The 14,443-nt window shown below is 62.5% G+C and carries 13 protein-coding genes; 6 read left to right on the top strand and 7 right to left on the bottom strand.

Going from position 1 to position 14,443, the window contains the following annotated elements; genetic code table 11:
- Positions 1-51 precede the first annotated feature (51 nt).
- On the top strand, positions 52-1,017 hold the full coding sequence (locus tag QEH68_RS22365; RefSeq protein WP_280628108.1) for an EamA family transporter: 966 nt from the start codon (positions 52-54) through the stop codon (positions 1,015-1,017).
- A 105-nt stretch (positions 1,018-1,122) separates the two neighbouring features.
- Here the strand turns inward: QEH68_RS22365 and QEH68_RS22360 are convergent, their stop codons facing one another.
- The 3 genes from QEH68_RS22360 to QEH68_RS22350 form a co-directional block, all read right to left on the bottom strand.
- Positions 1,123-1,485: an Lrp/AsnC family transcriptional regulator gene (locus tag QEH68_RS22360; RefSeq protein ID WP_280628107.1), complete on the bottom strand. Its 363-nt coding sequence runs from the start codon at positions 1,483-1,485 to the stop codon at positions 1,123-1,125.
- A gap of 135 nt (positions 1,486-1,620) precedes the next feature.
- Complete coding sequence (locus QEH68_RS22355) at positions 1,621-2,079, bottom strand: MarR family transcriptional regulator (protein WP_280628106.1); 459 nt, start codon at positions 2,077-2,079, stop codon at positions 1,621-1,623.
- A 96-nt stretch (positions 2,080-2,175) separates the two neighbouring features.
- Positions 2,176-2,640, bottom strand: a complete 465-nt coding sequence (locus QEH68_RS22350) for a DUF4383 domain-containing protein (RefSeq protein ID WP_280628105.1) — start codon at positions 2,638-2,640, stop codon at positions 2,176-2,178.
- Between the two features lie 273 nt (positions 2,641-2,913).
- Between QEH68_RS22350 and QEH68_RS22345 the strand changes: the two genes are divergently transcribed.
- Positions 2,914-3,102 (top strand): hypothetical protein, encoded by a 189-nt coding sequence (locus QEH68_RS22345; protein ID WP_280628104.1) that lies wholly within the window; start codon positions 2,914-2,916, stop codon positions 3,100-3,102.
- A gap of 335 nt (positions 3,103-3,437) precedes the next feature.
- Here the strand turns inward: QEH68_RS22345 and QEH68_RS22340 are convergent, their stop codons facing one another.
- From QEH68_RS22340 to QEH68_RS22330, 3 genes are all read right to left on the bottom strand, one after another.
- The gene (locus QEH68_RS22340) at positions 3,438-4,568 is read right to left on the bottom strand and encodes a class C sortase (protein WP_280628103.1); all 1,131 of its coding nucleotides are present in this window, start codon (positions 4,566-4,568) and stop codon (positions 3,438-3,440) included.
- Positions 4,569-4,577: 9 nt separating this feature from the next.
- Positions 4,578-6,080 (bottom strand): SpaH/EbpB family LPXTG-anchored major pilin, encoded by a 1,503-nt coding sequence (locus tag QEH68_RS22335; RefSeq protein WP_280628102.1) that lies wholly within the window; start codon positions 6,078-6,080, stop codon positions 4,578-4,580.
- A 90-nt stretch (positions 6,081-6,170) separates the two neighbouring features.
- On the bottom strand, positions 6,171-10,286 hold the full coding sequence (locus tag QEH68_RS22330) for an LPXTG cell wall anchor domain-containing protein (protein WP_280628101.1): 4,116 nt from the start codon (positions 10,284-10,286) through the stop codon (positions 6,171-6,173).
- 697 nt (positions 10,287-10,983) lie between these two features.
- Between QEH68_RS22330 and QEH68_RS22325 the strand changes: the two genes are divergently transcribed.
- From QEH68_RS22325 to QEH68_RS22310, 4 genes are all read left to right on the top strand, one after another.
- On the top strand, positions 10,984-11,163 hold the full coding sequence (locus QEH68_RS22325) for a hypothetical protein (RefSeq protein WP_280628100.1): 180 nt from the start codon (positions 10,984-10,986) through the stop codon (positions 11,161-11,163).
- Between the two features lie 224 nt (positions 11,164-11,387).
- Positions 11,388-12,110, top strand: a complete 723-nt coding sequence (locus QEH68_RS22320) for a GAF and ANTAR domain-containing protein (protein ID WP_280628099.1) — start codon at positions 11,388-11,390, stop codon at positions 12,108-12,110.
- A gap of 132 nt (positions 12,111-12,242) precedes the next feature.
- Positions 12,243-12,383, top strand: coding sequence for a hypothetical protein (locus QEH68_RS22315; protein WP_280628098.1), 141 nt, complete (start codon positions 12,243-12,245; stop codon positions 12,381-12,383).
- Between the two features lie 132 nt (positions 12,384-12,515).
- Positions 12,516-13,763 (top strand): glycosyl hydrolase, encoded by a 1,248-nt coding sequence (locus QEH68_RS22310; protein WP_280628097.1) that lies wholly within the window; start codon positions 12,516-12,518, stop codon positions 13,761-13,763.
- Positions 13,764-13,975: 212 nt separating this feature from the next.
- Here the strand turns inward: QEH68_RS22310 and QEH68_RS22305 are convergent, their stop codons facing one another.
- Positions 13,976-14,389 carry a MarR family transcriptional regulator gene (locus QEH68_RS22305; RefSeq protein WP_280628096.1) on the bottom strand — a complete coding sequence of 138 codons (414 nt, stop codon included), beginning with the start codon at positions 14,387-14,389 and terminating at the stop codon, positions 13,976-13,978.
- Positions 14,390-14,443: the final 54 nt, after the last annotated feature.

Here is a 14,443-nt window from a genome sequence, read left to right as displayed (position 1 = left end):
CGCCCATTAAGTACATTTCTCAACCACAGCTGGGGACCGGAAGCTGTCGGTATGGAACTTCAGCGAGCACAGCGGACAGCCCAGAACCGTGGCGTCCGCGCCGGCACATCAATAGTTCGCGGTGTCCTGACGATGACGGGAAGCGGACTCAGCAACCAGATAGGCGCCGGGATTGGCGCCCACGCCTTTCCAATTGTCGGGCCGGCTGGTGTCGTGGCCGTTCGGCAGTTTGTAGCTGCCGCGGTACTCCTTCCTGTTGCCCGGCCTGCCTTCCACCGATTCACCTGGCGGCAGTGGTGGCCGGTCCTTCTGTTGGGGGCAGCGACAGCCCTCATGAATATTTGCCTTTACGTGGCCATTGACCGGATCGGGCTGGGACTAGCCGTCACGCTGGAATTCCTTGGACCACTGGGCGTTGCGCTGCTGTCCTCGAGAAGCCGCTGGGATCTGGTCTGTGGGCTCAGCGCTGGCCTGGGAGTGTATGTTCTCGTCATGCCTGGCCCCAGCAGCGACTTCATTGGTGTCGCCGTCGCCCTGGCCGCCGCCGCCTGCTGGGCGGCGTACATCCTTCTAAACAGGATTGCCGGGCAACGCCTGCCAGGCCTGCAGGCTCCGGCCGCGGGGACACTGGTTTCCCTGGCTTTTTACCTGCCCGTGGCGGGTTATCTCCTCGGCCAGGGAGTGTTTACCGCTCCCGCGCTGCTGTACGCCATCGCCGCCGGGGTCCTTTGCTCGGTAGTCCCATATGCCGCAGACCTCATCGCGCTTCGCCACGTGCCGGCCGGATTCTTCGGCGTCTTCATGAGCATCAACCCCATCCTGGCTGCGCTCTCCGGAACACTAGTACTGGGACAGGTCCTCGTCCTCCACCAATGGCTCGGCATGGGGATGATCGTTGCCACGAACACCGTCGCTATCTGGCTGGCAGGGCGCAGGACCAGTGCTGCTGCCGCGCCGTGCCAAAGCAACAGCGCTGCTCCTGTGCACTCTGCCCAGGGGGCTGCAGCGGAAAACTAACAGGAGTGCTGGTGCCGCGAGGATCCCCGGGACCGCGGAACGCCCGGCCCAGGGGTACTCGGCCTGCGATGGCCCGCCTGGTCGGTTCTACGTAGCAGGAGTCGTTCAGTTCTTGAGCAGCCTCATAGTTTGGTGCGAGTCGACGCGGAACACCGCTGGGAGTGCTGTGAGCTTTTGCATTTGGAATTGCTCGTATTCCTCGATGCCGCTGACGAGGATGCGTAAGAAGTAGTCCGGGTTGCCGAACACCTTCCGCGCTTCAACCACCTCGTCGAAAGCCACGACCGCCCGCTCGAACTCCGCGATCGTCTGCGTGTCCGTGCTCCTGACCTCGACTGTAGCGGTGACTTCCAGACGACGGCCCAGCTTTTGGGCGTCGATGACTGCACGGTAACCGGTGATCACAGGGCCCAGCAGCGCTTTAGCCGCGCTATTGTCGGGTTTCCCAGCTCCAGTACGGCTGGTCATCCTAAGCGTTTATCTGTCTGAGGGTTTTTCGTGCTGATCAATCCCTCTTCTGTGGCTCCGGCGATTTGGGAAGTCCTTTCTTTCTGAATCGGACAGGTGCTCCTCTCCGCTATGAGGTTGAGGGCGAGGCCGGTTCTATCCGTTGGGGTTTGATGTGGGGAATGTTTCTGCCGTGCCGATTCTGTTGCCTGCGTTGTGCACGATGTTCTCCAGCGGGTCACGCAGTTCGCTGGGGTCGATGGAAAAGTTTGCCAGCATGATGCGTTCCAGACTGCGGGCCCTCTCCAGCAGGTCCTTGCCCTCGTCGGTGATGGAGACGTATTGACTGCGACGGTCCCCGGGGGCGTGTCGGCGACTTATGTAGCCTTGGGATTCGAGCTTGTGCAGTGTCGGTCCTATGGTTTGACCCTGTACGCGAATGACGTGGGCAAGGCGGGTTTGCGTGATGGGGCCCGTGGCTGCCAGCGCCTCGAGCGCGATCACAGCCGGATATGTCAGATCCAGGCTCCGCAGCTGTTCATTCCATCCCTGCTCAACAAGCCGGGCAGCTGTGGAGAGCAGGCGACTGGTGGGCCAGTGTTCGAGTTCAGGCATCGGCGCGGCGGGAAATGGTCATGCCATCCTGCTGGATGGTCGGGGCGGTTGGCTGCGCAGGGTGGTTCCGGTTCATGCGCAGGTGGTATCGGTGTCTTAGTGGCCGGTTGTGGCCGTGTGGCCGGTGGAGTTCCGGCGGCTGAGGGCCAGGCCCAGGGCGAGCATGCCGATCCCCAGGATCAGGTGGAGCCAGTTGTCGGCGTTGTTGACCGGGACGAAGTTAGCGGAGGATTCCTGGTCGATGACCAAGCCGTAGATCCACAGGACCAAGTAGACGGCTCCGCCGCCGATAAGGTAGTTGCGGGCTTGGCCGGAGGTGCGGGACATCAGGATTCCGGCCACTCCGAAGAGCAGGTGCACAATGTTGTGCAAGATTGAGACCTGGAAGATTCCCAGCAGGAGAGCGTCGGAGGTATGGCCGGCGAACGACAGGGTCTCGTAGTTCGAAGTGATCCCCGGGATGAAGCCCAGGACCCCTACAAGCAGGAACACGGCTCCGACTATCTGCGCTGCCCGCTGAATCGTTGTTCGGTTCCGGGCCGGGTTATGGGTGGGTGTCATTTGTTCTCCTCAGTCGCAAATCCGAGTATCAATAGCGCCACGGGACATTCCCCGGCCATAGGCATACCATAAGGCTCCTTAGCAATTTTTACTAGTTGTCTTCGCCTGGTCGGTCTATCGCAGTGTGAGCGCGGGGACCAGGGCTTCGAAAAGTTTGCCAAGTCGCAATGGACATCAACTTTTCATACTTCTTCTCAAGGACTAAGTCTTTCGGCGGGACGAGATTGCCGCCTGCATCAAGTACTTGCCGGATCAATCTGTCGGGCTCGGCTGGTGATCCGCTCCGCCGTGGCGACGACCTCCGTGAACCGCCACGTCGCAGAGCGGCTGTCCAAAATGCGCAACGACAACATCCTGGCCATGGCAGAAGCACTGACCCGGGTCCGCGAAGCAGGCGGGATCTCCAAATCACAGACACTCATGCATTGGCAGCCTTCGTCGGAGCGACGCTACAAGGTATGAGCCAGCAGGCCAGCGACGGCGCCAGCAAAGAGGACCTCCTCCGCATCGCCCACTACGCCATCACCGCCGTAGAGGCATGAGAGTGAACAGCACGTAGAACGAGTCTCCGTACGTGCCGTCGCGGGAGCAGCAGGGCAGCGCAACCAACAAGCCAGCTCGCGAAGTCGGCGACTCAACAGTGATTGTCCGGCTCCTCAGCAGCGGCGGACGGCGGTCACACGGGCTGGCTGTTCCTCGACGGACGGCCCATCGGTTCGGGCGTTCCACTTCCAAGGAAGTGGGACGGCTAAGCGTGTAGCGTTCAGGGGACTTTCACCAGTGGTTGTACTCGCTGCTTAGTGCCCCGGGCTACGTGGAATAGTGGTCGAGGCTTCGCCCTGTTTGCCAGGGTCATGGCCGGAGTCCACGACACCATGAGGTGCGAGTTGTGAAAAATCGTTCTTTGTATTACCGGACGCCGACTGCGGGTGGTGTGTCGGTGCGAGCTGCTGCCGTATGGCGTGCGGGGGTCTTCCAGAAAGCCAAACGTAGGTGCCGACGGTGGCTAGTACGCCGCCTGCGATGTACATCCACCAGGGAAAGCCGGGGATGCCGGGTTTCTGACCGGCTGCGTCAACGTCGGACGGGGGGGTGGGGATCACGCGTTCGCCGGTGACCAGGATCCGGTGGCTGTTGATGCCCAGTGGAGTGCAGGTGACGAGGGTCAGGAGATCCTTGTCGGGCTGTATGAGGAGACTCTCGGTGTCTTCAGGCTGCACCACGAGGGTTTCGATGACCCTGTAGGTCAGGATCTCGTTGAAGACCTCAATGGTGAAGGTGTCGTCCACGGTGACTTTGTCCAGGTTGGAGAAGAGCTCGGAGGTAGCAAGGCCTCTATGCCCTGTGACTACGGAGTGGGTCGATGGCCCGCCTACAGGGAGCGCGGTGCCTTCGAGGTGGCCGATGCCGTGTTCAAGGACGCTCTCACTGGTGCCGTGGTAAATCGGAAGATCAACGTCAATGGAGGGGATTCTGATGCGCGCCATGAGACCCTCGGAATCACCCCGAAGCATGTCCAGATACTTTTGTTTGTCAGTCTGAGTTTCATTCGCTAGCGGGAGCCGTTCATTCGCTGCCACGGCTGCTCCGCCTCCGCTCAAACCCTGGTTGTATTCCCTTGCCTCGGCTATACGCTGGCGCAAGGTCTCGGCACCGAGGTCTTTGATTCCCTGGGTTAGTTCGTCAATCTTTTGTGACTGCTCCACAGCGCTGACCCAAGCGGCCGCGGCCGGGTAGAGGAGAAGACCGGATCCGGCGATGACTGAAACGGCCACCAGCAAGGGCAGCAGGGGGAGCCGCCAGCGAAGCAGCCGCTTCCGCTCGCGTCTGGTGAGTACCGCCGTCGAACCGCGGGCGGCACCTGGTTCATCCCCGTCCGGGAACTGCGAAGGCGGGACGCCTTTTGGACTCCCCGCCTTCGTATTCACAGTGCTAGGTTATGCCGTTGCCGGTGCCATAGCGGCACGACGACGACGCGCGGCGAGGATTCCGGTACCGAGGGCGATGGCGAGGAGACCAATGCCACCCGCGGTGAACCAGAGGGCGCCGTCACCACCGGTGAGGGGGAGCGCGAAGGCCGGAACCTGATCGTGCTCGAACTCGACATAGTTCTGTACCGGTGCTGTGGTGGAGCTCGGGCCGGCCACAACCTGGGTCTGAACCTGGCTGGGCGTCGGCAGCTGGAAACCGGCCGGGGGAGTGATTTCACGAACGTAGTAGTTGCCCGGTGTGATGATCGGGATAGCTACGAAACCGTTAGCCGCCGTGGTCCAGTTGGTGACGCCGTTGATGGACACCGGGTTCTGGCCAAGGTTGGCGTCGTTCTGGTTCAGGAACACCTGGTACACGGCGCCCGCCAGCGGGGTCCGTACATTGTTCTCGTTCTGGAAGGCGAACACGGTTAGCTGGCCGATCGGCGTGCTTCCGGTGACGGTCTCCGTGGCGCCGTTCACAACGCTCGTGGCCGTGTTGGTGATGATGCCGTTGGCCGGGATGGTCAACGCGCGGCTAAGGACGGTGAGCGTCACATCTCCGCCGGGCAGGGCAGCCAGGCGGGTAAGCCCAGTGGGAGTGAAGGTAGCGGTGAGGTTACGGCTGGCTGCGTCATACACCAAGGTGTAATCCGTGCCCTCCACGAAGTTCTGGGGGACGTTGGCAGCGTTTGCCACCCGCACACCGGTGGGCGCAACGCCGGTGGGGCCTGTTGCCAGGTATTCGAGTTCCGCAGGCAGCGTATCGGTGAGAGTGAAGATGTCCAGAGTGTCGCCGCCGGCGAGTGTAGGCACCTCAGAGTTGATCGCCCAGCGGACCAGGTCCGGGTTGCGGGCTTCAACCGAGTTAGCCGGAGCCGGGACGCGGGTCTTAGTCAGATCCGTAACAGCGTTCTTGGGGTATGCGTGGACGTCGTAGATCCACTGGTTCGCAGGTGCTCCGCCCGGACCCGTCGGGAAGGGCAGCGTAACAAGGAACGGTGCGGCGGGGTTGGTGGCCCCGGCCGGCAGCGCGGTCTCGGTCACAAGGTAGAGACCGATCGGCAGAGTGTCGCCGTTGTTGAACCTCGCTACACCGTCCGAGCCGGTGGTGGCGGTGTAGGTATCAGCAACGGTGACGCGTCCGGCAGCCGTAGCGGGCGTCAGTGCAGAGACCTGCTCCCAGCCTGCCGGCGTCGTGAGGTCTACGCCCTGTACCAGTGCAGCGGTGAAGGTGGCGCCGGAGAGCGGAGTGCCCGGAACAGTCACTTCCTGGCCGGTGCCCACCGTCTGACCGTTTTCCGGGCCCAACGCGAACTTGTGAAGGGTCAGGGTGCGGGCGATCGTGGGATCGATATTTCCCGGTTGAGTGACTGCTGCCGCAGGCGCGACGGCGACCAGAGTCGCCGCTGCGCCCAGCGCCAGCACGCCGGCAGCGGCCGATAACCGCTGGAGGAGGCGGATGGACATGTGATTTCTCCTATTTGTGAAGTGAGGGTGAGACCGAGTGGAACGAATGAAGGGAATCTGGGACGTCGGACAGGAAGGAAGAGGTGCGCATCACCGAGAGGCGCCTCGCATTCGTCGACGCCAATGCCACACCGAAAGGGCTAGTGCCAGACCAAGCACCAACCCCCCTCCGATGAAGAATGCGTCGGCGCTTGTACCGCCGGTGAGCGGTAGTCTTGTGGGCTCCACGGGGGCGTTGACGAAGCGGTAAACCGCCGTCTGGCCAGCCGGCGGAGCCGAAATTGTCCGTGACGTCACAGGGGTCCACGTTGACCCTGTGAGCAGTTCGAGACGGACTTCCTTGTACGCGATCCGCCGGGCAGGATCGGTGGCAGCCTCGGACAACGTGTAGCTGTGGCCCGGCCTGACGTCAAAGGTGTTCGCAGGATTGCCGGAAGACACATACTCGGCGCCAAGGCGGCTCTCCGTTGCTAGGGTGGCGCCAGCAAGCGCTGCGGGGGTCGCAGTGACCCGCCAGTCCGGCGCCTGGAAGCCCGGCTGCGGATTCTGCACCTGTTTGACCAAGGTGATGGCCGCCGTCGCGTTCGTCACCGTGCACGTGACCGAGGCTGTGGCAGGTGGAGTGACATCCCCAGCTGCCGTGACGTCAACAGTGGCACCCGTTGCCGTGAGGCATCGCCAAGTGCCGGTCTGCACATAAGTGGCAGGCCCGCCGGTTTCGGCCAACCGGTAGGCAACGCCAGGAGTGACAGGCACTCCAGAAGCCCCTGCCGTGCCCGTCCGGCCGGAGGGTCCGGGTAACGCATTGGCCGGGCCGGTAGCGCTCAGTGTCCAGTCCGTTGGTAGCGCGGCGCCGAAGCTCACTTCTTTCACCAGCGTCAGGGACGCCGTGGGCCGGTTAACCAAGGTGCATTCGATCGCCGAAGCGGGAGCTATTGCTGTGAGGCTTGCACTAATATCTGTCCCGTTCTGGGTGAACGTGACCGGGCGGTTGGCACCGTTCACCGTGCATGAACCGCTGACGAACGCGAATCCCTCCTGCTGCGTCTCCGAGACCACCACTGTTGCCCTGGAAGCGGTGGTGCCGAACAGTATGGTCCAGCTGGCCTGTCCCGCGGCATCGGTCTGCTGCCTGGGCGCCCCACCGGGAAGGGCCGTGGCGCTGCCCGTGGTGGCCGTCGCCGTCGCGCCTACGCTCCAGTCCGCGCCGGGGCGGGTGAGTCCCGAGAACTCCCGGATGGTCTTGGTGATCCGCACACTCGCCACAGGGGTGGGGGAGTTGAAGAAGGTGCAGGTCACGTTCGCGTTGAGCCTGTTCGGCATAGTGACGGTGCCTGTGGTGGACGTTCCCGCGCTTAGCCGGACACCGTCAGACCAGCAGTCGTAGAGTGCGGTGTACGCGCTGATGGCCGAGGAGGACCCGGCCGCCATGGATTCTGAGATGGTGATGGTGCTACCTGCTGCGGTGGGGAACGGGCCGATCTGCGCCAGTTGACGCCCGGTGGCCGCACCGGTGGTGGTGGCAGTGGCGATGGCTGTCAGGGGAGTCCCCGAGGCCGCCGTCAACGTGAACTGGTCACTGGCAGCCTGACGGCCCACCACGTTCTTCTGAACGGTGAGGGTGGGTGGCGACGAGCAGCCGGCCAGGTCCACGGAGTTCACGGGTACACGCGATGTGCCAGGAACCCTGGCCCACGTTGTGGTGTCAAATTCGTAGGCGCTTCCGGCGTTGGAGAGGTAGACGGTGCCGCGCGGTGAGAACGCGATACCGTTGATATTGGCGAAGGCAGCGTCCGTACCGGTTGTCGGCTTGGTTGAAGAGGCACTTACCGCCAGAGTGCCGCCGGAGCCCGCCGCCAACGCCTCAGCGGAAACGGTGTAGATGGTTGCACTGTTGGTGGAGCCCACCAGGGCAGCGCCCAAAACGTAAAGGTTGCCGCGGGCATCGAAGGCCATGTCGCCGTTGCCGTTTGGCGCCGAGCCGGTGGGGAATGCGCCTACGAAGGCGAACCGGGTTGCGGTGGGGTTCGCTTCGTTGAAGCTCCAAATGTAGAACTGCGAGTTGACGAACTTGCCAAAGAGATAGCGGCCGGTGGACAGATCCACCGCCCCGGCAACGATGCTGCCCTCTACCGTGGTCCCGCCTGCCACGGTGGTATACGCCGAGTTCGCCACCTTCTGGAAACCAGCACCGGGGGTCCACTTAAGAATCGAAGCAACGTCGCTCCCGTCAGTGGAACGGTCCAGCGCGTAGGCGAGGTTTCCGCCCGCGCCAATGCCGAGCCCGTTTGCCGCAGTGACGCCGGTCCAACTACCAACTTGGGCGAGACTTCCCGAAACAATGTCACCTTGTTCCAGCGCACCGGCCGCCGTCATGGAGTAGAAGTGGTTCGCATCGCAGAAAAGTCGGGCAGTCTGCGTGGTATTCGTAAAGGTGCAGACAACCTCGGCCCCCGCCTCGTCCGGCACGGTGATGGTACCGGATGCTCCCGCCCCGGACGCGATCACAGTACCGCCCCGGGTGCACTCATAGGCGTTGGCGTAACCCAGGCCCGCACCGGAGGTCTGCGATTCGTGGATGGTATAGGTAGAGCCGGGCTGCACAACCGAGCGGTTAATCTGCGCCGCCTGGATTCCGGTTGCTGTGCCCGTGGTGGTGGCCGACGCCAGCACGGTGGTCCCCGTGCGTAATGACAGAGTGAACTGGTCGGCCGGAGCAGCGCGGGCCGGAAGGTTCTTACGTACCGTGACAGTGGTTGCAGGTGCCACCTGGAGGCTGCCGGGAGCGGAAACAATAAGTCCTGACGGCGTTACAGCACCGCTGCTGTAGCTTCCGGGAGAGGCGGCTACTACTGCGACTGAGATCGTGCATGACGTTGTTCCCGCTGCAAGGTCGCCGCCCAGGACCGAGATGCTGCCCGAACCTGCTGCGGCAGTGACGGCGAAGGCGGTCCCGGCAGCGTTCGTGCACGTGCCTGCCACCGCGGGGGTGGGAGCTACTGTCATACCCGCAGGAAGCGCAGTTGAGAATCCCCAGTCGGTTTTTGCCAGCAGGTCGGTGGTATTGGTGATCGTGTAGCTCAGAGTTGTGGGGACCGTAGCTGTGGCGGCAGCCGGATCGAAGGCAACGTCCAGAGCAGGGGTGACATCGAGGACGCGTATATTGTCCACGGCGAACCCGCTGCCGGCACCTGTCACCGTGTTGACGATCTGTACCTGGGCCGCGGAGATCTGCGCGGGAGTGAGCAGTGCCGTGTTCGAACCGTTGCTGGTACCCGCCCGGACCGAGGCCGACCATGCAGGGTCTACCACGCCGGAGATCGTGCCGAGAGTGGGAAGGGCCGGGGACGTGTAGTAGACGCTGCCCGTCCTGGTGCAAGGGACCACGGGCGACGGGAACCCGGTCAGAAGGGTTGTACTACCCGAGACCAGGTTGAGCGAAAGTGATGCGTTGTTGGTGCCACACTGCGCGCCTACGGCATTCATGCCCACGGCGTAGTAGCGAGAATCTGGAGCGCTGATGCCCGTTCCGGCGGCGGATTGAAGAACCGTGGTGCCGCCCGCCACAACGGCGTAGGGGATGGAGACGAGTGCATGGTTACTTTGCGTACCCGCGGTAGAGCCATTGGCAGGGGTAGTGCCGGAGGTGGAGCCGACTACACCCGCGGACACCTGGCCGAGGACATCGGCCATGCGCCGGCCATCGCGTGCGGCGAGGGAGGACTGCCCGACGGCGAGAAGTGGCTGGGTGGGGCAGAAAGCGGCATTCGGATAGGGGGCTGTGTAATTGATAAGGACGCCCGTGCAGCTCGTGCCACTTCTCCAACCCGTTGAGGCTGTGTATTTCCCTCCGGAGTAGCTGGGAAGTCCGGTGGCTGCGGTTGTCAGTCCCTGTTCGAACGACTCGATCCAGACTTGGCGGGTAGCTTCCGGCACACCTGCGGCAAAGATGCTTGCGTCCCGAGTGGTTGTTGCTTGGACGTCTGACTCTGCCGTGGCTGGTGGTCCCCGGCTGCTTTCGGCCACGGGATGGTCTCCCGGCAGAGCTGTTTCAGGAGATGCGGAGGTCTCGGGATGCGGATCGGGCTCCGATGTCATGACCGGATCGGTGGTGGCAGGCTCCGGCTTTTCCGCGGTGGGCTCTTCACCAGTGGTCGGCTGGGCTGTTGGCTGCTCAGCATCCAACGACGATGGCATGGTCGGCATCGAGCCTTCATTTACTTCCGGAGCTGTGGCAGGCTCGGTGGCCGCGGGCGGCGACGACGGCTCCGCAGGTGTACGAACAACAGTCGCATCGGCTGGTAAAGGTGCGGCAAGCGATCCCCACCCGCCCAAAACGACCGCAAAGGCAAACGCAGCGGCCACGACGCCGAAACTGCGACGTGCGCTCGATCGGGCACTGGTGCGCCGCGGGCCGTTCGAGTGTTCCAACAGAGCAACTGGCCTCTCGGTAGTGTTCGTTGTCAGACGTCCACAACAAACGGAGGCGACGCAAGCGTCACCATCCGAGAGGAGGCCCCCCAACTCCGGTGTCTGCACACCCTTAAAGCGCGCTGACAAGGGCGAATATAGCAAAAGGACTACTTGGAAGACAACTTGCTAGTCTTCCGTGCTAATTTCGCCGCGCTTCATGAGCTCAAGATGTCCAATGGCATCTGCGGCAAGGCAGCTCGACCGGACCCGACAGGAATCGAATCTTGATGGAATCTTGAGGTGTTCATTGCGCGGTGCTTGAGCTGCGACGGTCATGCTTGATGTGTCTGGCGGAAGCGTTGGCGTACTGGGTGGTCGGTCTTGCAGTGGGCAGGCCACACCAGCTACCGTGCCGCAGCTGGTCACAAGGACTGCTGACTGAGCATCGGCACCCATGTCCTGGGCCGGTGGGCGGTGGGATCATGGAGGCATGGTCAAGCAATCATCGCGGCAGCCCGTGCCGGGGGAGCGCCCCGCCGCGGTTTCACAGGATGTGCAGAGGCTTCCTTTGCATAACCCCGCTACCCAGCAAATGCTCATTGTAGGGAAGCGACGGGAGGCCGCCGAAGCCAAGCTGGAACAGCGGCTCCGTGCCGAGAACCCCCAGTAACGCCCGACGGGTAATCCTCACCTCGGAAGGCGACCGGCGGGAGGCCTCGGAGGGCCTTCTTAGGGCTTATGGAATTCCTTGGTAAATTACTCGCAGAGTTCTCCCAGCTGTTGCTGCCGGCCGCTGTTCCTGGCACCCGTCAGGAGGTCCTGAACATCGGCAGGGAATGTCCTTCGAATGTGGATCTGTTGTGAACGGCGGTGTTCGGGTTGGATTCTGGTGTCGTGGAGGATTGGTCCGCCGATGCGGAACGATTGGCTGATCTGCTTGTTGCTGCAGAAGACATCAAAGCGTTCCTCGATGGGCTCGCGGTCTTAGGAGCTTCGGTGATGTCGCGGGTTACCGAAACCCGTATCGAGTGCGCAGTGACGCTGGAGCGGCGCAAACGAATCTCAACAATCGGCGGGAGCAGCGACAAAGCGATGGTCCTGGACAGGATCGAGCAAACCCTGGGGGAGGGGCCCTGCGTTGAAGCGCTGACCCGGGACCGCCCGGTCCTTCTTGAAGATTCCCTGTCATCACCGCAGTGGAGCGAGTACTGCCAAGCCTTAAGCGCGGCTGGCATGCGGAGCACTCTGGGTGTGCCGATGGAACTGGAACAGGGTGCCTCCGCCGTTCTGAACTTCTTCGCGCCTATCCCGGGCTCTTTCTCATCACGGGCCGTCGCGAGTGCGTTGACCTTCGCGGGAGTTGCCGGCAAGGCGCTCCGGCTGGCGGTCCGCATCACCGTATTGAACGAGAACGCGGCCGATCTTGATGCTGCCATGACCAACAGGTCAGTTATCGATACCGCATGCGGGGTGATCATCTCCCAAAACCGGTGCACACCCCAGGAAGCGTTCGATATCCTCCGCAAAGCTTCCAACGACCGGAACCAGAAGCTGCACGACCTGGCCCGAATCCTGGTAGCCGGGGTCCCCGCCCACCAACAAGCACAGGAAACGTAACCGGAACATGGGCTTGCTATTAAGGGAAGAAATGCGCCATCCCTTGGCAGGTGGTGGGTGCCCTGAAAACGGACATGGAAAGGGGCGGGCGTGAGGCTTACGGTAAAACTAAGGAATGCCACGGATGGTCGGATGGACCTTCAAGTCCTGGAACTGCCCGATCTTGAGGTCTCTGTGCAAGGCGTCCGGGAGATCCCCGAAACGGTCAGGGATGCCACGGCAGGACTCACCGGGCTCCCAGCCGACCAATTTATCGTCGAAGTAGGCTACTGACCCCTCTCTCCCAGACCGCAGCACGCCGAGCTTCACGGCCCCGGCAAATGCATCAATCAAGGGCGCGCTCAGGGATCTTGGCCGTGGCTAGGATAGGAAAACATCTCAGGTCAGAAAGGCGTGGTGCTGGTAGTGGGGGAACCATCCGGTGAGGGCAGCGAGAGCAGGAAAGGCAATCGGGTTGAACTGTGGAGGGCATTCGCTCTTCCGGTCGTGATCGGCCTGGTCGTGCTGGGCTTTGCCGGGGTGAACTTCTTCAATGGCCTTGCCGATAAGGAGAGCAAAGCCGCGCCGCCGCCGCGTCCCTGCGAGGTCATGCCACGGGCGGATCTGGCACCCGCTACCGGAGCCCTGTTCGGCGTTAACCTGGACTGGCATTCAAAACCCCTCTCCACCTACGCCCAGGACCTCGGCCACAAACCCGCTGTCAGCGTCTCTTTCACTGGCTTCCCGTTGACAACCAAAGACGAAGATGACCTCCAGAACGCGGTCGAGCAGATCCGCGCCGACGGGCACATGATGCTCCTTACCCTCGAGCCCCGCAACGGCCTGGACACCGTCACCGTGGACACGGCTACAGCCTTGGCCCATGACCTCGCCCGGTTCAACAACGAGGGTGTCCCGGTCGTAGTCCGGTTCGCCCACGAGATGAACGGGTCCTGGTATGCCTGGTCCCAACAGCCTCAAAAGTACGTGCACGCGTTCCAAACCCTTGCCACAGCAGTGCACACCCACGCACCAGGATCGGCCATGATGTGGGCGCCGAACTACGGCGGCGGCTACCCCTTCGCCGGCGGGCAGTACGAAGCCAAACCGGGAACACCGGACTTCGTTGCCTTGGACACCAGCGGCGACGGGACGCTGAGCATGAACGATGACGCCTACGCCCCGTACTACCCCGGAGATGAGGCAGTGGACTGGGTAGGAATGTCCCTGTACCACTGGGGCAGCACCTATCCGTGGGGTGAGAACGAGCTGCCGGAGGCTGACAAGTTTGCCGACCAGTTGACCGGCAACTATGTGGGCGCTAACGGCGATGACAGTCTTCTGGCGGACTTCTACGGCGTGTATGGCACACAGCACGGCAAGCCCGTGGCCATCCCGGAAACAGCGGCCCTCTTCGCGCCCGGAACGGCCGGGGCATCCGAGATGGCCATCAAGGAAGCGTGGTGGAACCAGCTTTTCAGCTCTTCAACCCATGAACGGTTCCCGAACTTGAAGATGATCAACTGGTTCGAATGGGACAAAAACGAGATCGAGGTCAAGGGCCGCGTTGACTGGACCGTGACCAACACCCCCGCAGTACGCGACGCCTTCACCGCCGCACTGCCGGGCTGGCTCCGCTACGGACCCACACAAACCTGCCAACCCCCACAATAGCGACACACACTCCAGGGAGCTGAAGCAGCCAGGTTGGGAAGTAACCCACCAGCGGCGTTCCGAATCCAAAGAACTGGGACACCGGGAGACCCTTTGGTTGTCGCGTTCGCGGGCTATGGCGCAAGAAGGCGGAGTGGCAGTCAGGCGTCATTGCGGCAACTAAATGTCTGTTACGACGGTCAACTCAGAAGAGGCAGGTGTGGGCCCATGGCTCAGTGGCCTTTTGGCGCCTTGAGCACAATATTCTCCAGTTCGTCCCGCAGGCCGTCGGGGTTGACGTCAAATTTTGCCAGGACTTCAAGTTCCAGGGCGCGGGCCTCGTGAAGCAGTCGCTTGCCTGCATCGGTGATGGAAACGTAGTGACTGTTGCGGTTCCCTGGTCGGCGATCTATGTGCCCTTGTGACTCGAGTTTCTGCAGGGTCGGGCCCAAGGTCTGGGCCCGCACGTAGATAACGTCGGCAAGACCCGCTTGCGTGATGGGGCCCGTGGCCGCCAGCGCATCCAAGGCGATCACTGACGGGTACGTTAGCCCGAGGTTGCGCAATTTCTCGTTCAATCCTTGCTCGACAAGCCGGGCCGCGGTGTAGAGCAATCTGCTGGTGGGCCAGCGCTTTACATCAGGCATCGGCGCGTCCGAAAACTGGTAGAGACGGCGTCAGGATACTGGAAGGGAAGCGCC

Origin of the sequence: Paenarthrobacter sp. OM7 (genome assembly GCF_029873575.1) — a bacterium.
Taxonomy (GTDB): domain Bacteria; phylum Actinomycetota; class Actinomycetes; order Actinomycetales; family Micrococcaceae; genus Arthrobacter.
Note: the sequence above shows the minus strand (reverse complement) of the source record. Positions and strands in the feature narration are given on the sequence as shown.